Origin of the sequence: Stenotrophomonas sp. GD03794 (assembly GCF_029842145.1) — a bacterium.
Classification (GTDB): domain Bacteria; phylum Pseudomonadota; class Gammaproteobacteria; order Xanthomonadales; family Xanthomonadaceae; genus Stenotrophomonas; species Stenotrophomonas riyadhensis.
On record NZ_JAOCFV010000024.1, the window covers coordinates 13,145 to 30,961 of the forward strand.

Sequence of the window (17,817 nt, forward strand, 5' to 3'; positions counted from 1 at the left end):
GGGCGCGGCATGGCTACGCGTAGATTCAAGTGGATTGCAGCGGCGTCGGCCGTAGGGTTGGCCGGCCTGGGCGTGGTTGCCTACAACCTGACCGCAGCCCAGGCCCAGGGGTTGCTGGCACAGGCGCCGTTGAACAACCAGGTGCAGACGCCACCCGCGTTCATCATGGCGGTGGACGACTCGGGGTCGATGACCTTCCAGACCCAGTTCCCCGGGCAGGATGGTGCCGGCTGCGCGAGCGGCGGCAGCTTCTTCGATCGCAATGGCAATCTGAATGTGGGCGTCGGCACCTGCAGCTACTACTACGTGCTGCCCGGCCCAGTCATCAGCAGTGGCTACTATGCGATCCCGCAGCTGGATTCACTGGGATTTGCCCGCTCGCCTACCTACAACCCGACCTACTTCAATCCGGAGGTGAAGTATGAGCCCTGGATCGATGGCACGGGCAAGCCCTACGATGAAGCCAATCCGACGTCGACCCTGATTGATCCGCGAGGTTCGACAAGGGTGGCGTTGGCTGCCAACTATTTCAGCGGTACGTCGCGGATCCTGACCGGCATGGTGATTCCGAAGGGGACCACCTACAACGATGGCCGGGACCGGACCGCCGAACAGGACATAACCTGGAGAGGGTCCTCGAACATCTACGTCCAGTACTGGCCGGCGACCTTCTTCCTGCCGTGGACGAACGACAAGGATCCCTACCCGCAGCGCGAAGACAAGGCCGGTGTGTATTCCGGAGTGAGCCGGGTCAAGATCGACAACGCCTGTGGCAGTGGCTGTGCGATGTGGAAGTACACGATCACCGACAGCAACAAGGACGCGCTGCAGAATTTTGCCAACTGGTACTCCTTCTACGGCAACCGCAACCGCGCGATGATCGCCGGCATGACCCGGTCGCTGGCAGGCGTCAACAACCTGCGGGTAGGCTATTTCCGCATCGGTGATTACACCAATTACAACAGTGTCAGGAAGCCGCTGGCAATGCGTGACCTGGCGCAGCCCGATGCCAAGCTTGCCCTGTATTCGGACATGATTGGGCTCACGGCCAATGGTGGTACCCCCAACCGCTGGGCCGTTGACGCCGCTGCGCTGCAGTTCACCCGCACCGACAAGGACGCGCCGGTGAAGCTGGCCTGCCAGAAGAATGCGGTGATGCTGTTCACCGACGGCTTCAGCAACGGGGGAGGACCGACCACCGCCCAGAATGCCGATGGCGGAATGGGCATTCCGTTCAGTGATTCCAACTTCAACACCATGGCGGACATCGTCAGCCAGTACTACATCAATCAAGGCGGCAAGCCCCCGCTGCGTCCCGATCTGCCGGCGGGCCAGGTGCCTGTGGTGCAGGCCTGCAAGACTGGCAATCCCGACAAGCGGCTGGACTGCCAGACCAACCTGCACCTGAACTTCTATGGTGTCACGCTGGGTGCCCGGGGCACGCTGTTCAACCCGGACCTGGACCAGGATCCGTTCACCGACTCCACGATCTACTCCAGGTGGCCCGCCTCGGCAGACAATGACCGAAGTACGGTCGACGACATCTGGCATGCCGCCGTCAATACCCGGGGCGAGTACATCAATGCCCGTACGCCGGCTGAGATCACCACGGCAATGCGCCGTGTGCTGTCGGCAGTGACCAGTGGCGCGTCTCCTTCCGGCGGTAAGGGCGCCAGTGGTGCACGCATCGGTGCGGGCTCGGTGTCGGTCGAACCGACCTATGAGATCGCCAACGAAGGTACGGACTGGTTCAGCCGCCTGACGGCCAGCAAGATTTCGGTGGACCCCAAGACCCGCGCAGTGGTCTATACGCCGATCTGGGAGGCCAGTGCGCAGCTTCCGACCGCCGAAATGCGCAACGTCTATTTCACCAAGAGCGGCGCCACCAGTCGTTTCAACGGTACCAACGTTTCGCTGGCCGACCTCTGCACCAAGTCGACCGAGCTCTATCCGGGCATGTCGCGCTGCAACCAGGCCGAACTGGAGAAACTGGGTGCAACGGCGGACTCTGCCGTGAAGTATCTGCTGGGAGACACTGCCGGAGAGAAGCGCAGTGGTGGCAAGCTGCGTGATCGAACCACCCGCCTGGGCGATATCGTCACATCCAGCCCTGTTGTCAGCGCGCCCTCGGACGACTACGGCTATCGGCGCCTGCCGGGAAACCTGGGCACCACCTACGGCGCCTACCTGACCAGCAAGGCCGAGCGCGCACGCTACATGGTCTATGTCGGGGCCAATGACGGCATGCTGCATGGCTTCGATGGCGGCATGAACGCGAAGGGTGTGGTTACCGGCAATGGCGGCGCCGAGAGCTTCGGTTACATCCCGGCAACCGCGCTGGGGCACATGGGCAACCTGTTGTTCCCCTACAACGCTGCCGATCTCAACGACCAGAAGTTCGATCACCGCTATTATGTTGATGGCCAGATCAGCGTAGGCGACACCTTCTACGGCGGCAACTGGCACACCACGCTGGTAGGCGCCTCGGGTGCAGGCGGACGCAGTGTTTTCGCGTTGGACGTTACTGCGGGCAACACCTTCAGCACGGCCAGCAGGCTGTGGGAAATCAGCGACCTGGACAACAGCCTGCCGGCCAACGTGCGCAACAACATCGGGCACGTGCTGGGCAAGCCAGTGATCGTGCCGGTACTGGGTGCCAACGGTGTACCGACCTGGAAGGCGATCTTCGGCAATGGCTACAACAGCCGCAGCCAGAAGGCCGTGCTGTTCGTGGTCGATATTGGTACGGGAACGCCGAACGTGACCATGATCGAGGCGGTTGAGACGTCGGGCGCGCCTGACGGCAACAATGGCCTGGGCAGTATCGTGGCCATCGACCGCTGGGGTGGCGACAAGCAGGACCAGCGCCGTCGCGATGGCTATACGGACACGGTGTACGGCACCGACCAGAAGGGGGCCGTGTGGAAGTTCGATCTGCGCAGCAGTGCGACGACGGTAGGCACGCCTGTGTTCACCACCCGCACCTACACCGACAACAACCGCACCCTGCGGCAGCCGATCACCGGTGGCATCACGGCTGGTAGCGGCCCGAATGGCGGTGTCATGCTGTTCTTCGGCAGTGGCAGCTTCTCCTTCATCGGTGACCAGGCCGATACGTCGGTGCAGAGCCTCTATGCGGTCAATGATCTGGCCAACGGTGCGGTATCGGCGACGTTGACCAGCGCCAGCCTGACCGGGGGTCAGGTGGTGACCAATGGTGACCAGCGCACGCTTGTTCGTAGTACGCCGCCCAATGGCAGTCTGGGCTGGTATGTGGACTTGCCCGCAGGTGAGCGCTTTGTAGGCAATCCCTCATTGTCCGATGGCGTAGTGTTCATGCCGACCTATCTGCCGACACCCGGTGGTTCTGGTTGTTCTTCGTCGGGAACCAACTGGCTGTTCGGTCTGGAAGCGTTGAACGGCGGTGGGGCCTTCGGGCGCGCCCGGATCGGCTCGCCCGACGGCACCGCGATCGGTGATGGTGTCGCCGCACTGAAAACGGTGACGACCAGCACCAGCGGCGGACCGGTACGCGATGTCAAACCAGGCGCTCTGCCAAGAGATACGCCACCAGAACTCGAGCCGGGTGGTGGACCGCCAACACCACCGCAGCCCGCATGCGTGTCGTTCCTGAAGAATGGCGACCAGTCTGTCTACATTCCCTATCCGTGTGGTCGCCAATCGTGGAGACAGATCCAGTGAGCAAGCGTTTCGTTTCGCGTCCCGCAAGGCGATCCATCCAGCAGGGCTTCACGCTGATCGAGTTGATGGCCGTGGTTGCGGTCATCGCGGTCCTGGCTGCCATCGCCTATCCCAGCTATTCCGAACACGTTCGCAAGTCGCATCGGGCCGCGGTCAAGGCGGAAATGGTCGAGTACGCACAGCGCGCCGAGCGGCATCACACGCAGAACAACAGCTACGCCTCGTTCACCTTCAGTGAGACGAGCTCGACCAAGATCAACTCGCCTCGTGAGGGCGGGTCGTCCATCTGGTATGAAGTGAGCATTGTGCCGACGGCATCGACGTTCACCATCACCGCGGTGCCCCAGGGCGGGCAGGCCAAGGACAGCTGCGGGACGTTGAGCATCAACCAGGCCGGCGTGAAGACGCCGGCGAACACCTCCAGCCAGACCTGCTGGTAGGGAGATCCGGCAAAGGCTTGCATGATCTGGAATGAGCATCTAGAATGCGCCTCCCCGCCCGAATAGCTCAGCCGGTTAGAGCACTTGACTGTTAATCAGGGGGTCGTTGGTTCGAGTCCAACTTCGGGCGCCAGATCCTGCAGAAGCCGCGAGAAATCGCGGCTTCTGCTTTTCTGCGTCAAGCGGCCTGCCAACTCAGAGTGGGCAGGGAGCGGGCACCTTCTGTCGTGTGGAGCGGGTTCGGCCGATATTGTTCACCACCACCGTACCGTGCAGGCGGGAGCCTGCGCAGATCTGGACGGTCAGCGTGCTGCCTGCGCTGCGGCCATCGGCCTGGAATCGTAGCCGGCGGCGTCCGCTGCTGATGCCGGCGCGTACCCCCGAAGCCTGCGTGCCTGGCTGGAATTGACGCCGGACAGCGACGTCTGCGGGGAACGCCGCGGGCTCGGTTTCAATCAGCCAGCCGCGGACCCAGTCGTCGCTGCACTCGATGCCGTCCTGGCTGGGACAGACGGTTACTGCGCGGCGGTGGGTAAGGGCGGTGGCGCGGGCGCTGTTGAACACCGATACCAGGCGCATGCGGACCATGTCGGCGTGCCAATGGTCGAGTTGCCGTGCCAAGGGGGGCAGTGCCAGCGAGCACAGGATCGCCAGTGCAGCCAGGGCTGCGACAAGCTCGATGAGGCTGAGACCGCATTGCTGCAGGCGGCGGATGGGAGGCATGGCAGCACGGTTCCAGGGATGGTCCCCAACGCTGCGCTTGCGCGTGGAATCCGTGCATCGGCCGTCCATGGCCTGGCGGGTCCGGAAACCCCTCAGCGGGCCGTCACTCCATGCCTCGTATACTTACCACTCCCGGGAACTGGCACCACCATGAGCGACCGTTTTGAACTCGTCTCGCCGTACTCGCCGGCGGGCGACCAGCCTGATGCCATCGCGAAGCTGACCAGCAACTTCGAAGCGGGCATCGCCAAGCAGACGCTGCTGGGCGTGACCGGCTCGGGCAAGACCTACACCATCGCCAACGTCATCCAGAACGTGCAGAAGCCGACGCTGATCATGGCGCCGAACAAGACGCTGGCGGCGCAGCTGTATGGCGAGTTCAAGGCGTTCTTCCCGCACAACGCGGTGGAGTATTTCGTCAGCTACTACGATTACTACCAGCCGGAAGCCTACGTGCCGTCGTCGGACACTTTCATCGAGAAGGACAGTTCGATCAACGAGCACATCGAGCAGATGCGGTTGGCTGCGACCAAGACCCTGCTGTCGCGCCCGGACGCGATCGTGGTGGCAACGGTGTCGGCGATCTATGGCCTGGGTGCGCCGGAAGACTATCTGTCGCTGCGCCTGATCCTGTCCAAGGGCGAACGCATCGACCAGCGCGACCTGATCAACCATCTGACCCAGCTGCAGTACACGCGCAACGAGTACGAACTGCAGCGCGGTACGTTCCGCGTGCGCGGCGAAGTGATCGACGTGTTCCCGGCCGAGTCGGACAGCGAGGCGTTGCGCCTGGAGCTGTTTGATGGCGAGGTCGAGAAGATCACCCTGTTCGACCCGCTCACCGGCGAGACGCTGCGCAACATGCAGCGCTTCACGGTCTACCCGAAGACCCATTACGCCACCACGCGCGAGCGTGTGCTGGCGGCGATCGAGACGATCAAGGTCGAGCTGAAGGAGCGCCTGGAGCAGCTGTACGCGCAGAACAAGCTGGTGGAGGCGCAGCGCCTGGCGCAGCGCACCCAGTTCGATCTGGAAATGATGGCCGAGGTCGGCTACTGCAACGGCATCGAGAACTACTCCCGGCACCTGACCGGCAAGAACGCCGGCGAACCGCCGCCGACATTGTTCGATTACCTGCCAGCCGACGCGCTGCTGGTGATCGACGAATCGCACGTGACCATTCCGCAGATCGGTGCCATGTTCAAGGGCGACCGTTCGCGCAAGGAGACGCTGGTCGAGTTCGGGTTCCGGCTGCCCTCGGCGCTGGACAACCGGCCGCTGCGCTTCGAGGAGTGGGAAGAGCGCTGCCCGCGCAGCATCTATGTGTCGGCCACGCCAGGCCCCTATGAGTACCGCGAGGCCGGTGACGAGATCACCGAGCTGGTCGTGCGTCCCACCGGCCTGATCGACCCGGTGGTGGAGATCCGCCCGGTGGGCACCCAGGTTGACGACCTGATGAGCGAAGCCAACGCGCGCATCAAGGCCGGTGACCGTGTGCTGGTCACGACGCTGACCAAGCGCATGGCCGAGAACCTCACCGAATACCTGACCGAACACGGCATCCGCGTGCGCTACCTGCACTCGGACGTCGACACGGTCGAGCGCGTGGAGATCATCCGCGACCTTCGCCTGGGCAAGTTCGATGTGCTGGTGGGCATCAACCTGCTGCGCGAGGGCCTGGACATGCCCGAAGTGTCACTGGTGGCGATCCTGGATGCCGACAAGGAGGGCTTCCTGCGCTCGACCGGTTCGCTGATCCAGACCATCGGTCGTGCCGCCCGCAACGTGCGTGGCAAGGCGATCCTGTATGCGGACAAGATCACCCGTTCAATGCAGGCGGCGATCGACGAGACCGACCGTCGTCGCGCCAAGCAGGTCGAGTACAACGAGCAGCACGGCATCGTGCCGCGCTCGGTGGCGCGTCCGATCACCGACGTGCTGGAAGGCGCGCGCTCCGATGCGGCCGAGAAGGAAGCAAAGAAGGGCAAGGGCAAGGGCAGGCCCGGCGTTGCCGAGGAGGGGAGTGACTATCGATCCCTCAGCCCGGCCCAGCTGGCGTCCCGTCTCAAGGCGCTGGAGCAGCAGATGTACCAGCACGCCAAGGACCTGGAATTCGAGGATGCGGCCCGCGTGCGTGACCAGATCCGGCAGCTGAAGGAAGCGAGTCTGGGCTGAACGCGGCAGTGCAGCATCTTCTTCACAAAAGTGTTGCGCTTCACGGCCGGCATCCGTAATATACGCGGCCTGCACCGACGCAATCGCGGACGTTCAGAAGCAAAATCGGGCGGTTAGCTCAGCGGTAGAGCACTACCTTGACATGGTAGGGGTCACAGGTTCGAACCCTGTACCGCCCACCACGAAGTCCCTGGAAGGGGGCTGTCGTGAACTGCAAAGCCCGGCCCTGGCGCCGGGTTTTTACGTAGCAAGGCCAGCTTTCGGGCGGCAAGAACAAGATGGGCGGTTAGCTCAGCGGTAGAGCACTACCTTGACATGGTAGGGGTCACAGGTTCGAACCCTGTACCGCCCACCACCTGGCTCCCGGCATTGCCGGTGCAGCGGTGGATCACGACGGAAGCCGGCCCTGGGCCGGCTTTTCTCGTTTCAGGCATCGATCACGGTTCCACATGGTCAGCGCTGCACGACCAGGTCTTCGACGCTGATCATCCGCTGCAGCTTCCAGTGACCGTCCACGCGCTCCCAGAGCTGGGCGACGCGAACCGTCGCACCACGCGTGGGCTGGGCAACGCCGGGTTCGTGTTGCAGGGGCTGCTTGGCCAGCCTCAGGACCCGGTCCTGGCGCAGCCGGTAAAGCAGCAGGGAGGGTGAACTGCAATCCTGTCGTACGACGTCCGGCTGCTGGGTTTCGGCACGCAGGATCTGGCTGCGAAGGGCCTCTTCAGTGGGCCCGTTGCCAGCGCCGAACAGGCTGGAGAGCAGCAGTATCAGGGCAAGCATCGGCATGGCACGGTGCTCCAGCGGGAAAGTGCACGCAGGCTGGCATGACATGTGGGGTGCTGCAGCCGGCCTGCGACGAAGGCCGGAATTGAACCGCCAAAGACGGCCGGGGGGCGATGAATCCGGGCCGTGCAGGCGTAGACTCCGGTCTACCGCGCAATCGCGCCGTCACTGCAAGGAGCTGCCGCATGAGTGATCACGTTCCGGTTTCCCGGCCCAATCCCATCATCGAACTGCTGTTCGGCGGCAACATGCTGGAGGGTACCTTCAAGGCGGTGATCTGGGTGGCCCTGCTGGCGGCAGTGCTGGCGTGGACCACGTTCCGCTGAGTCTTTCCGCTGCCGCGCAGCACTGGCCGCGTTGCTGGCCTGCGCTCAGGCGCTGAAGGCCTGGCGCAGGCTGCGCAGGGTGGCCTGGCGATGTTCCTTCGCGCTCGCCTCGCCCATTTCCAGTTCCTGCAGGCGCAGCCCGACCAGGGTCATCGACAGCGCGTAGCCGCGTGCCGCGTCGGCGACGCGCGAAAGCCCGAGGGCGCGGCGGGCCAGTGCATTCACGTGCTCCAGATCGGGCAGCAGCCCCAGGTAGACGCGCTCGGCGCTGTCCAGGTCGGGGGCACGCAGGATCGCGTGCGCTTCAGCAGCAGGGGAGACGGAGGCCATGGGGGGTCCTTGTCCGTTGCGGGCGCTCGATCAGAACGAGCGCATCAGGGAAACGAAGGCCGACGTCTGCGTACCGCGACGGGCCATCGGGCTGTCCTTTACTGCATCGCCGAACCACTGGTTGGCGACCACACCGGTCGCGCGCCACTTGGTGCCCAAGGGCGTGCTGACTGCGATCTGCAGGCTCGGTGATGTCGCGCTGCCCGGGTTGTAGGCGGCAAGTCCCGAGCGCAGCGCTTCTTCGTCGGTGATGCCGTAGTAGTAGTCGAGCAGGCGCGCACTGGAGTGCACCACGCCGACCTTGGGCACCCAGGTGAAGCGACCGGCCTGGATCGGATAGCTGTAGTGCAGGCGCGACTCCATGCCACCTCCGTGCCCGGTGACCTCGCGCATCACGCTGGCCTCGACGATGCCCCAGTCGGCGCTGTACTCACCGTTGATGCCGGCCATGGCCGACATCTGCCGGCTGTGCAGGCGACGCAGCTGAGGATCGTTCACGTCGTCGGTCTTGAAGCGCAGCGTGTAGGGCGTGACTGCCGCCGACAGGCGCAGGCCCTCGCGCTTGTACAGGTACATGCCCAGCGAGCCCGGGCTGGCGAAGAAGCGCTCGCCCTGCCAGGCAATGGAGGGGACGACCAGCGGCTTGACGTCGTAGTGGGCATACGCACCCGAGGTCGCGCCGGCACTGATACCGGCCTGCACACCCGGGTTGCGGTCGGCGGCGTGGGTGATCAACGGCAGGCCGATGGCAGCGGAGAACAGCAACGGGCGCAGCAGGGTCGGGGACAGCGACGGCATTGATCAGCCACTTTGCGGGGGATGGCTGTGCATGGTGCGGGTACAACATTGTCAGAACATTGCGCCTGGACAATCCGCACGCGAAGGCGCCCAAACCCGGCGCCAGGCACTATGATCGGCACCGTTTCCGGTAGCCGAGCCTCTGATGCGCATCCTCCTGGTCGAAGACGATCCTGATCTGTCCCGTGCCCTGCAATCGGGGCTGGAGCGGCAGGGCGTGGTGGCCGATGTGGTCAGCAGCCTGGCGGAGGCGGCCATCGCACTGCGCGAACCGGTGCACCAGTTGATGCTGCTCGACCGGCAGCTGCCCGATGGCGACGGCGCCGGTTTCGTTGCCACTGCGCGGGCGCTGCGCCCGAACCTGGCGGTGATCATGCTGACCGCCAAGGGCAGGTTGTCAGACAAGGTCGAGGGCCTGGATGTCGGTGCCGACGACTACCTGGTGAAGCCGGTGGCGATCGAGGAGCTGATGGCGCGGATCCGTGCTGTCTCGCGGCGGCCCTCGGCGATGGTAACGCCGAGCCTGCATCTGGGACGGCTGGAATTCGACTTCGAATCGCTGCAGGCGCAGGTGGAAGGCCAGCCGCTGGCGCTGCCCCGACGCCAGGTGCTGGTGCTGCAGGCGCTGGCGATGCGCCAGGGACGCACGGTCACCCGCAGCGCACTGGAGGCGGCGGTGTACGGTTTTGATGATGAGATCCAGTCAAATGCGCTCGATGCGCACATTTCCAAGCTGCGCAAGGCGCTGCAGCAGGCCGGCGCCGGTGTGGAGATCCATGTGATCCGTGGCGTCGGCTACCTGCTGGCGGAGGCCTGAGATGGCGCGTCCGACACGTCCGATCCGCTCCATCACGCTTGGGCTGGCCTGGCGATTGTTCCTGGCCCAGGCGTTCACCGTGCTGTTCGCGGTGGTCGCGCTGATCCTGACCTGGGGTGACAAGGATTCCTGGGGCATGGACATGTTCATGGCCGAGGCGGTGGCCAAGGCCGTGCACAGTGAGGGCGGGCGGCTGGTGCTGGATGAAGCTCGCTGGCACAAGCTGGACGCGGGCGCGGGTGGCAACCTCTGGTTCGCGGCGGTCGATGACAAGGGCATGTGGCTGGAACGCGGCACCATTCCGGCAATCCACGCGCCGCTGCTGGCGAGGCTGCCGACGCTGGGGGCCACCGAACTCGGCTCACTGGTGCCGCCGTACCTCGACGTGGCGCGGGTGATGATCCGCAACGAGGACGGCCGCCGCATCACGGTGATGGTCGGGGGGGCGCCGAAGGGCGGGCTGCTGGATGGCGCGCTGATGGTGCTGCGCCTGATCGGCCTGTGGTTCTTCCTGCCGTTGATCGTGGTCACGCTGCTGGTGATGCCGACGGTGATCCACCGTGCGATGCGTGGCGTGCGCCGGTCCGCCCAGCAGGCCAAGGAGCTGGACATCGGCCAGCCCGGCGCGCGGCTGGACGCGCAGCTGGTGTCGACCGAGGTCGCGCAGCTGGTGGAAGCCTTCAACGATGCCATCGACAAGGTGCAGCAGGGCTATGCGGCGCGTGACAAGTTCCTTGCCGACGCCGCGCATGAGCTGCGGGTACCGATCGCGGTGGTGCAGGCGCGCCTGTCGCAGTTGCCGCAGGGCGAGCTCAAGTCGCAGCTGCTGACCGACGTCGCACGCCTCGGCAACGTGGCCGAGCACCTGCTGGATCTGCAGCGGCTTGATCGCAATGTCGGCGCGTTGCAGCGGCTGGACCTGGCGCTGCTGGTGCGTGAGGCGGCTGCCGATCTTGCCCCCCTGGTGGTCGGTGCCGGCTATGGCTTCGAAGTGGATGCCCCGGAGGCCCCGGTGTGGATCCACGGCGACAGCCTGGCGCTGGGGCGGGTCATCGCCAACCTGGTGCACAACGCCATCGTCCATGGCGGCGGGCGCGGCACCATCTGCGTGCGCCTGGACGCCCGTGGCCTGCTGGAGGTCAGCGATCAGGGCGCCGGTATTCCGGTTGGAGACCGCGAGGCCATCTTCGAGCCCTTCCATCGTCTGCGCGCAGCGGGTAGCGGCAGTGGCCTGGGCCTGCATCTGGTGAAGGAAATCGTGCAGCATCACGGCGGTTCGGTCAGTGTCGGTGAGGCGGCTGGCGGTGGTGCCAGCTTCCGGGTCAACTTCCATCGCGGTAGCGTCCGGCGCTGACATCCGCGCAGGGGAATTCCCGATAGGCAGCCTGATGCGCGCGACGGCAGGCTGTACGGGTGATTTCCGAACGCGCTGCCTCACCACTGTCCGGCGCCGGTTGTGCCGCCGGGCTGGTACTGGGTGCATTGGCCTGCGTGCAGATGCCGATGCTGCTGCCACTCTGGCTATGCGCGCCGATGGCCGTTGCCGGCGTCGCGGGCTGGCTGTGGCGCTGGCGTGGCCGAGGGTGGGCCGCCGCCCTGTTTGGGCTGGCGTGGGCGACGCTGCACGGCCATTGGGCCCTGCACAATCCGCTTCCACCCGGTGCGCCGCCGCAGGAGGTGCGGGTCCAGGGAAGAGTGGCCGACCTTCCACGGAACGGCCCCGGCTACACGCGTTTCGTGTTGCACGTTGACGAGGCTGCGGCGCTGCCATCGCTGCGTGGCAGGCGCCTGCAGGTCACCTGGAACGACCCGTGGCGCGGCCCGTCGCCACGCGCTGGCGAAGCTGGGCGGCATGCCGTTCGTGCGGGGGCATATTGGGACCTGTCGTTGCGCGTGCAGGCACCGCGCTCGAGGATCAATCCGGGCGGTTTCGATGGCGAGCGCCATGCCTTGCTGCGGGGTCTCTCAGGCAATGGCGTGGTACGCGATCCGGCGAGTGCGCGTGAGCTGCGCCCCGCGCAGGGCCTGCCGGCCTGGCGCGAGCGCAGCAGTGACGCCATCGCCACCCAGGTGGCCCATCCTGCCGCTCGCTTCGTACAGGCGCTGGCACTGGGCGATACCCGCGGCTTGTCCGATATCGACTGGGAACACCTGCGCGCTCTGGGCCTGACCCATCTGGTCGCCATCTCCGGTTTCCACGTGGGCGTGGTGGCTGGCTTCGGTGTACTGCTGTGCCGCGTGTCGTGGTGGCTGTGCCCGGTGCTGGGGCGGTTCTGGCCTCGGCCGCAGGCGGCGGCATGGGGTGCGGCGCTGGCCGCAGCCGTCTATGCCGTGGCGGCCGGCGGCGCGCTTCCAACAGTGCGTGCGGCGCTGATGATCGGGCTGGTGGCACTGGCCCGTGCCGGGCGTCGCCCGGTGGGTGCGGGGCAGGGACTGGCCCTGGCCGCGATGGTGATGCTGCTGCCGGCGCCGCTGTCGGTGCTGTCGGCCGGCTTCTGGCTCAGTTTCGGGGGAGTGCTGTGGCTGCTGTGGTGCCTTCCACGAACCGGGCCGGGCGGCGTCGGTGGGGGCCTGCGCGGCTTTCTGGCCGCGCAGGGCGTGGCCAGCCTCGGCCTGTTGCCGCTGTGCGTGGCCCTGTTCGGCGGCACCGCGCGGTTGGGGCCGCTGGTCAATCTGCCGATCATTCCGTGGTGGACCCTGCTGGTGGTGCCGTTGTCGCTGCTGGGTACCGGCCTGCACGCGTTGCATGATGGCGCCGGGCGCTGGGCATGGCGCGCCGCCGCCTGGCTGTTCGAGCTCAGCTGGCAGGCCCTGCAGCCGTTGGCGCTGCACCCGCAGGCGATGTGGTGGCTGGCCGAGGCACCGCGCTGGGCGGTGCCGGCGGCATTGGCGGGGGTGTTCTGGTGGCTGCTGCCACGCGGCGCTGGCGGTGGCCTGGCAGGCCTGCTGCTGTGCCTGCCGCTGCTGTGGCCCGCCCGGCATGCACCGGCTGAAGGCGAACTGGAGCTGCTGGTGCACGATGTCGGCCAGGGCACCGCGGTGTTGTTGCGCACGGCGCGGCATGCACTCTGGTACGACGTGGGGCCGCCGGCCGGTGGGGATGGCAATGAGCGGATCCTGGTCCCGGCCCTGCGCGCGCTTGGGCAGGGGCCGCCCCAGCAGGCGATGCTCAGCCATGACCACCTGGACCACACGGGCAGCCTGCCGAGCCTGAGAAGTCAGCTGCCCGGGCTGCAGCTGCTGGCGCCACCGGGCAGCACCATCGCCGGCGCTGCGCCTTGCCAGCAAGGGATGCAGTGGCAGTGGGACGGCGTTGAATTCCAGGTCCTGCACCCGGCACCGGGCAGCCGCCAGGCCGAGAACGAGGACAGTTGCGTGCTGCGCGTCGCCAGCCGTCACGGCGTGGTCCTGCTGCCTGGTGATATCGGCCGCCCGGCCGAGCAGGCGCTGCTGCAGGCGTCTCCGGCAGCGCTGAAGGCGGATGTGGTGCTGGTGCCGCACCATGGCAGTGGCGGCAGCTCCAGCGCGCCGTGGGTGGCCGCCGTGGCGCCACGGCTGGCGGTGGTCTCGGCCGGGCACCGCAACCGCTTCGGCCATCCACGCCAGGACGTGGTCCAGCGCTGGCAGGCGCAAGGGGCGGAAGTGCTGGCCACGGCTGATTCCGGGGCGATCCGCATATGGCTTGGCGCACAAGGGCTGCAGCTGCGTGAACAGCGTATCCACGCATCCCGGTGGTGGGATGCCGCTGGGCGGGCGCGGTCGGCTGCTATCCTATCGCCGATCGAACAAGCGGCCGTTGGGCCGGAGGGTTGAAACGTGTGGGAACTGGTCAAGGCCGGTGGCTGGCCGATGGTGCCGCTGCTGCTGTTGGGCGTACTGGCTTTGGCGATCATCCTGGAGCGTTTCTGGTCCCTGCGGCGGACTGAAGTGCTGCCGCCCGGCCTCGGCCAGGAAGTGCGCAACTGGGCCGCACGCGGCAAGCTCGACCCCGCCCACCTGCAGACCCTGCGGGCGAACTCGCCACTGGGCGCGCTGCTGGCCGCCGCGCTGGAAGCGCGCAATCGCCCGCGCGACCAGATCCGCGAGCGCATCGAAGACACCGGCCGTCACCTGGTGCACCGCATGGAGCGTTTCCTCAACGCGCTGGGCACCATCGCCTCGGCCGGCCCGCTGCTGGGCCTGCTGGGTACCGTGATCGGCATGATCCAGATGTTCCTGGGCATCCTCGACCATGGCGTGGGCGATGTGAACCAGCTGGCCGGCGGCATCGGCAAGGCGCTGGTGTGCACCGCTACCGGCATGATCGTGGCGATCCCGGCGCTGATGTTCCATCGCTACTTCAAGGGCCGCATCCATGGCTACGTGGTGGAGATGGAGCAGGAAGCCAGCGCACTGCTGGATACGCTCGATGGCCGACCCGGTGTGATGAACCCGGCGCCGTCCGCGCGTTCGGCCAGCGCCGCTACGGCGAAGGCCTGATCGATGCGTATCGGCAACGACCGATCCCAGGATGAGCCGCATATCGATCTGGTTCCGCTGATCGATGTCATCCTGGTGCTGATCATCTTCTTCGTGGTCACCACCACCTTCGATGCGCGCTCGACGCTGCAGGTGCAGCTGCCGACCGCCAGCCAGCAGCAGACCAATGAACCACCGCGTTCGCTCAGCGTGCTGATCAACGCCGAAGGCCGCTACTTCATCAATGACCAGGAAGTGCTGCGCAGCGACGTTGAGTCGGTCAAGCAGACCATCGCCGCCGTGGCCGGCAGCGATCGTGAACAGACCGTTCTGCTGCGTGCCGACGCGCGCACTCCCTACCAGGCCGTGGTGACCGCGCAGGATGCGCTGGGTCAGCTCGGTTTCCGCCGTATTGCCATTGCAACAGCACCCGAGGTGCGTCCATGAGTTCCAATCACGCGCCGGTGTGGCCGATCTACAAACGTCTGCTGGGGTACACCCACGCCTACTGGGTGTTCATGGTGGCCGCGGTGATCGCCATGGTGGTCGAAGCCCTGGCCGGTTACCACTTCACCAAGCTGATGGAGCCGCTGGTCAACCGGGGCTTCGTCAATCCCGAACCACGCATGGCGGTGATCCTGCCGCTGACCATCCTCGGCCTGTTCCTGATGCGCAGCGCCGCGACCTGGGTCAGCGACTATGCGCTGGCCAGGACCGGTCGCAGCGTGGTGCGTGACCTGCGCGAGCAGGTACTGGCCAAGTACCTGCACCTGCCGTCCTCGCATTTCGATACCGAAGCGACGCCGGTGATGGTCAGCCGCCTGAACTTCGACACTGAACAGGTCACCCAGGCCAGCGCTGATGCGCTCAAGACCGTGGTGGCCGACACCCTGACCATCATCGCCATGCTGGCGGTGATGCTGCAGATGAGCGTCAAGGTCACGGTGGCCATGCTGGTGGTGGTGCCGCTGATCGGGGTGATCGTGTCTTACGTGGGCAAGCGCTACCGCCGCATCAGCCGTGGCATCCAGGATGGCATGGGCTCGATGGCGCAGACCGCCGAGCAGTCGTTGGCCGCGCAGCAGGAAGTGAAGGTGCATGGCACCCAGCAGCACGAGATCTCGCGCTACTCGCGCCTGGCCAACCGCATGCTGTCACTGAACATGAAGGTGGAAGTCACCCGTGCTGCCGCCTCCAGCGTGGTCCAGTTCCTGGCCGCGCTGGCGTTGGCGGTGATCGTATGGGTGTCGACCCGTGAAGCGCTGGCCGGGCGTCTCAATGCGGGCCAGTTCATGGGCCTGATGACCTCGATGATGGCCATCATCCCCTCGCTGCGCCGCCTGACCAGCGTGCAGACCTCGATCTCACGGGGCGTGGCCGCCGCCGAGCGCCTGTTCAGTATTCTCGACATGCGGGTCGAGCGCGACGAAGGCCGCACCACGGTGCAGCGCGTGCGGGGCGAACTGGCCTTCGACCACGTCATGCTGCGTTACCGCGAGGACAGTGGCATTGCCCTGGACGACATCAGCTTCGTCGCAAGGCCCGGCACGGTCACCGCCATCGTCGGCCGTTCCGGCAGCGGCAAGACCAGCCTGATCCGGCTGGTGCCGCGCTTCTACGAACCCAGTGGCGGACGCATCACTCTTGACGGTGTCGCGCTGGATGACTACCCGCTGGCCGACCTGCGCCGCCAGGTCGCGATGGTCGGGCAGAAGGTCATGCTGTTCGACGACACCATCGCCGCCAACATCGCCTACGGCATGGATGCGAGCGAAGAGCAGATCCGCGCAGCCGCCGAAGCGGCCAACGCGTGGGAGTTCATCGCGCGCATGCCGCAGCAGCTGCAGACGCCGGTGGGTGAGAACGGCGCGCTGCTGTCCGGCGGCCAGCGCCAGCGCCTGGCGATCGCGCGCGCGATCCTGCGCGACGCGCCGATCCTGATTCTCGATGAAGCCACCGCCGCGCTGGACAACGAGTCCGAGCGGCTGGTGCAGGACGCGCTGCAGCGCCTGATGCCGGAGCGCACCACGCTGGTCATCGCGCACCGTCTGTCGACCATCGAGCACGCGGATCTGGTGCTGGTGATGGACCACGGCCGCATCGTCGAGCGCGGCACCCACAAGGAGCTGCTCGCCATGGGCGGCCTGTACCAGCATCTGCACAGCATGCAGTTCCGCGAAAGGCAGGACTGATGGCTGGCAAGGGTACCCAGACCCCGCCGTACTGGTACGACGGCAGTCCGGTTCCGTGGGCGATGCGCCTGCTGTCACCGCTGTATGCCGGCGTCACCGCGCTGCGCCGGCGTGCCTATCGGCGTGGCTGGCGCAAGCACTACACGCTGCCGGTACCGGTCATCGTGGTCGGCAACATCACCGCCGGTGGCACCGGCAAGACGCCGTTGACCATTGCCCTGGTCGAGCGCCTGCGTGCGGCCGGCTGGAAACCCGGTGTGGCCAGCCGTGGCTATGGCCGTGAAGATGCCGACACGCCGCTGTGGGTGCAGGCCGATACGCCGACCGCCAAGGGGGGCGACGAACCGGTACTGATCGCCTGGAAGACCGGCGTGCCGGTGCGTGTGGACCGCGACCGCGTTGCTGCTGGCAAGGCGCTGATCGAGGCCGGCTGCGATGTGATCGTCTGCGACGACGGCCTGCAGCACTACCGGCTGGCGCGCGACATCGAGATCGAGGTGGTCGATGCCCAGCGCCGCTACGGCAACGGCCGGATGATTCCGGCCGGGCCGCTGCGCGAACCGGTCAGCCGCGCCAGCGAATGCGATTTCCGCGTGGTCAACCTCGGCCAGGCCGATGAGGAAACGGCGGCCCAGGCCTGTGGCTTCGGCCAGTGGCCGATGGCGCTGCATATCGACAGTGCGCAGCCGCTGGCCGGTGGCCGTGCACGCCCGCTGTCGTACTTCAAGGGCCAGCGCGTGCACGCGGTGGCCGGTATCGCGCATCCGCAGCGATTCTTCGACATGCTGCGCGCGCGTGGCATCGGCGTGGTGCCGCATGCCTTCGCCGACCACCAGGCCTACCAGCCGCAGGACCTGTCCTTCGGCAGCCAACTACCGGTGCTGATGACCGAAAAGGACGCGGTGAAATGCCGCGCGTTCGGCAACGACTGGCACTACGCCGTTCCGTTGCGCGCCGAACTGCCTGCCGCGTTCTGGGTGGCGCTGACCGACCGCCTGGACAAGCTGCGACCGAACTGAGTGGCGCGGCGGCGCTTGCATTCATGCGCCGCCGGCCGCATTCCCGTTGTAACG

General features: G+C 66.3%; 15 protein-coding genes and 3 tRNA genes. 14 read left to right on the forward strand and 4 right to left on the reverse strand.

Going from position 1 to position 17,817, the window contains the following annotated elements; genetic code table 11:
* The first annotated feature begins 9 nt into the window (after positions 1-9).
* The 3 genes from N5D91_RS13840 (at position 10) to N5D91_RS13850 (ending at position 4,275) form a co-directional block, all read left to right on the forward strand.
* Entirely contained in the window at positions 10-3,702 is a 3,693-nt protein-coding gene (locus N5D91_RS13840) for a PilC/PilY family type IV pilus protein (RefSeq protein WP_279907418.1), read from the forward strand.
* Complete coding sequence (locus N5D91_RS13845; RefSeq protein ID WP_263469208.1) at positions 3,699-4,142, forward strand: type IV pilin protein; 444 nt, start codon at positions 3,699-3,701, stop codon at positions 4,140-4,142. The genes N5D91_RS13840 and N5D91_RS13845 overlap by 4 nt, the downstream gene beginning before the upstream one ends.
* Before the next feature lie 56 nt (positions 4,143-4,198).
* A tRNA-Asn gene (locus N5D91_RS13850) sits at positions 4,199-4,275 on the forward strand.
* Positions 4,276-4,337: 62 nt separating this feature from the next.
* On the opposite strand, the gene N5D91_RS13855 is transcribed toward N5D91_RS13850, so the two are convergent.
* A complete protein-coding gene (locus tag N5D91_RS13855) occupies positions 4,338-4,865 on the reverse strand; it encodes a GspH/FimT family protein (RefSeq protein WP_180847482.1) in 528 nt (175 codons plus the stop codon).
* Between the two features lie 150 nt (positions 4,866-5,015).
* On the opposite strand from N5D91_RS13855, the gene uvrB reads away from it, so the two are divergent.
* The 3 genes from uvrB to N5D91_RS13870 all read left to right on the forward strand — a co-directional run bounded on the left by uvrB (position 5,016) and on the right by N5D91_RS13870 (position 7,395).
* The gene (gene uvrB / locus N5D91_RS13860; protein ID WP_032128896.1) at positions 5,016-7,040 is read left to right on the forward strand and encodes an excinuclease ABC subunit UvrB; all 2,025 of its coding nucleotides are present in this window, start codon (positions 5,016-5,018) and stop codon (positions 7,038-7,040) included.
* A gap of 107 nt (positions 7,041-7,147) precedes the next feature.
* Positions 7,148-7,222 (forward strand) — tRNA-Val (locus tag N5D91_RS13865).
* Between the two features lie 98 nt (positions 7,223-7,320).
* Positions 7,321-7,395 (forward strand) — tRNA-Val (locus N5D91_RS13870).
* A gap of 98 nt (positions 7,396-7,493) precedes the next feature.
* Here N5D91_RS13870 and N5D91_RS13875 read toward each other — a convergent pair.
* Positions 7,494-7,826 carry a hypothetical protein gene (locus N5D91_RS13875; protein ID WP_180854909.1) on the reverse strand — a complete coding sequence of 111 codons (333 nt, stop codon included), beginning with the start codon at positions 7,824-7,826 and terminating at the stop codon, positions 7,494-7,496.
* A 182-nt stretch (positions 7,827-8,008) separates the two neighbouring features.
* Between N5D91_RS13875 and N5D91_RS13880 the strand changes: the two genes are divergently transcribed.
* The gene (locus N5D91_RS13880; protein ID WP_165929929.1) at positions 8,009-8,149 is read left to right on the forward strand and encodes a hypothetical protein; all 141 of its coding nucleotides are present in this window, start codon (positions 8,009-8,011) and stop codon (positions 8,147-8,149) included.
* Positions 8,150-8,194: 45 nt separating this feature from the next.
* On the opposite strand, the gene N5D91_RS13885 is transcribed toward N5D91_RS13880, so the two are convergent.
* The gene (locus tag N5D91_RS13885; RefSeq protein ID WP_180854910.1) at positions 8,195-8,479 is read right to left on the reverse strand and encodes a hypothetical protein; all 285 of its coding nucleotides are present in this window, start codon (positions 8,477-8,479) and stop codon (positions 8,195-8,197) included.
* A gap of 30 nt (positions 8,480-8,509) precedes the next feature.
* Complete coding sequence (locus N5D91_RS13890) at positions 8,510-9,277, reverse strand: MipA/OmpV family protein (protein WP_049412592.1); 768 nt, start codon at positions 9,275-9,277, stop codon at positions 8,510-8,512.
* Between the two features lie 145 nt (positions 9,278-9,422).
* On the opposite strand from N5D91_RS13890, the gene N5D91_RS13895 reads away from it, so the two are divergent.
* The 7 genes from N5D91_RS13895 to lpxK are packed head-to-tail and all read left to right on the forward strand — an operon-like array spanning position 9,423 to position 17,763.
* Positions 9,423-10,094 carry a response regulator transcription factor gene (locus N5D91_RS13895; protein WP_180854911.1) on the forward strand — a complete coding sequence of 224 codons (672 nt, stop codon included), beginning with the start codon at positions 9,423-9,425 and terminating at the stop codon, positions 10,092-10,094.
* A 1-nt stretch (position 10,095) separates the two neighbouring features.
* On the forward strand, positions 10,096-11,448 hold the full coding sequence (locus N5D91_RS13900) for a HAMP domain-containing sensor histidine kinase (protein WP_180854912.1): 1,353 nt from the start codon (positions 10,096-10,098) through the stop codon (positions 11,446-11,448).
* 59 nt (positions 11,449-11,507) lie between these two features.
* Positions 11,508-13,907 carry a DNA internalization-related competence protein ComEC/Rec2 gene (locus N5D91_RS13905; RefSeq protein WP_180854913.1) on the forward strand — a complete coding sequence of 800 codons (2,400 nt, stop codon included), beginning with the start codon at positions 11,508-11,510 and terminating at the stop codon, positions 13,905-13,907.
* A 3-nt stretch (positions 13,908-13,910) separates the two neighbouring features.
* Positions 13,911-14,573: a MotA/TolQ/ExbB proton channel family protein gene (locus N5D91_RS13910; protein ID WP_164160612.1), complete on the forward strand. Its 663-nt coding sequence runs from the start codon at positions 13,911-13,913 to the stop codon at positions 14,571-14,573.
* A gap of 3 nt (positions 14,574-14,576) precedes the next feature.
* Positions 14,577-14,999, forward strand: coding sequence for a biopolymer transporter ExbD (locus N5D91_RS13915; protein ID WP_004152323.1), 423 nt, complete (start codon positions 14,577-14,579; stop codon positions 14,997-14,999).
* Entirely contained in the window at positions 14,996-16,744 is a 1,749-nt protein-coding gene (gene msbA / locus N5D91_RS13920) for a lipid A export permease/ATP-binding protein MsbA (protein ID WP_110711795.1), read from the forward strand. Before N5D91_RS13915 ends, msbA begins: the two co-directional genes overlap by 4 nt.
* Positions 16,744-17,763, forward strand: coding sequence for a tetraacyldisaccharide 4'-kinase (lpxK, locus tag N5D91_RS13925; RefSeq protein WP_110711796.1), 1,020 nt, complete (start codon positions 16,744-16,746; stop codon positions 17,761-17,763). Before msbA ends, lpxK begins: the two co-directional genes overlap by 1 nt.
* Positions 17,764-17,817: the final 54 nt, after the last annotated feature.

Coding starts and splice junctions, on each gene's coding strand:
- uvrB (WP_032128896.1), top strand. CDS start 5,016: ATGAGCGACCGTTTTGAACTCGTCTCGCCGTACTCGCCGGCGGGCGAC.
- N5D91_RS13900 (WP_180854912.1), top strand. CDS start 10,096: ATGGCGCGTCCGACACGTCCGATCCGCTCCATCACGCTTGGGCTGGCC.
- N5D91_RS13875 (WP_180854909.1), bottom strand. CDS start 7,826: ATGCCGATGCTTGCCCTGATACTGCTGCTCTCCAGCCTGTTCGGCGCT.
- N5D91_RS13840 (WP_279907418.1), top strand. CDS start 10: ATGGCTACGCGTAGATTCAAGTGGATTGCAGCGGCGTCGGCCGTAGGG.
- N5D91_RS13855 (WP_180847482.1), bottom strand. CDS start 4,865: ATGCCTCCCATCCGCCGCCTGCAGCAATGCGGTCTCAGCCTCATCGAG.
- N5D91_RS13885 (WP_180854910.1), bottom strand. CDS start 8,479: ATGGCCTCCGTCTCCCCTGCTGCTGAAGCGCACGCGATCCTGCGTGCC.
- msbA (WP_110711795.1), top strand. CDS start 14,996: ATGAGTTCCAATCACGCGCCGGTGTGGCCGATCTACAAACGTCTGCTG.
- lpxK (WP_110711796.1), top strand. CDS start 16,744: ATGGCTGGCAAGGGTACCCAGACCCCGCCGTACTGGTACGACGGCAGT.
- N5D91_RS13890 (WP_049412592.1), bottom strand. CDS start 9,277: ATGCCGTCGCTGTCCCCGACCCTGCTGCGCCCGTTGCTGTTCTCCGCT.
- N5D91_RS13895 (WP_180854911.1), top strand. CDS start 9,423: ATGCGCATCCTCCTGGTCGAAGACGATCCTGATCTGTCCCGTGCCCTG.
- N5D91_RS13880 (WP_165929929.1), top strand. CDS start 8,009: ATGAGTGATCACGTTCCGGTTTCCCGGCCCAATCCCATCATCGAACTG.
- N5D91_RS13915 (WP_004152323.1), top strand. CDS start 14,577: ATGCGTATCGGCAACGACCGATCCCAGGATGAGCCGCATATCGATCTG.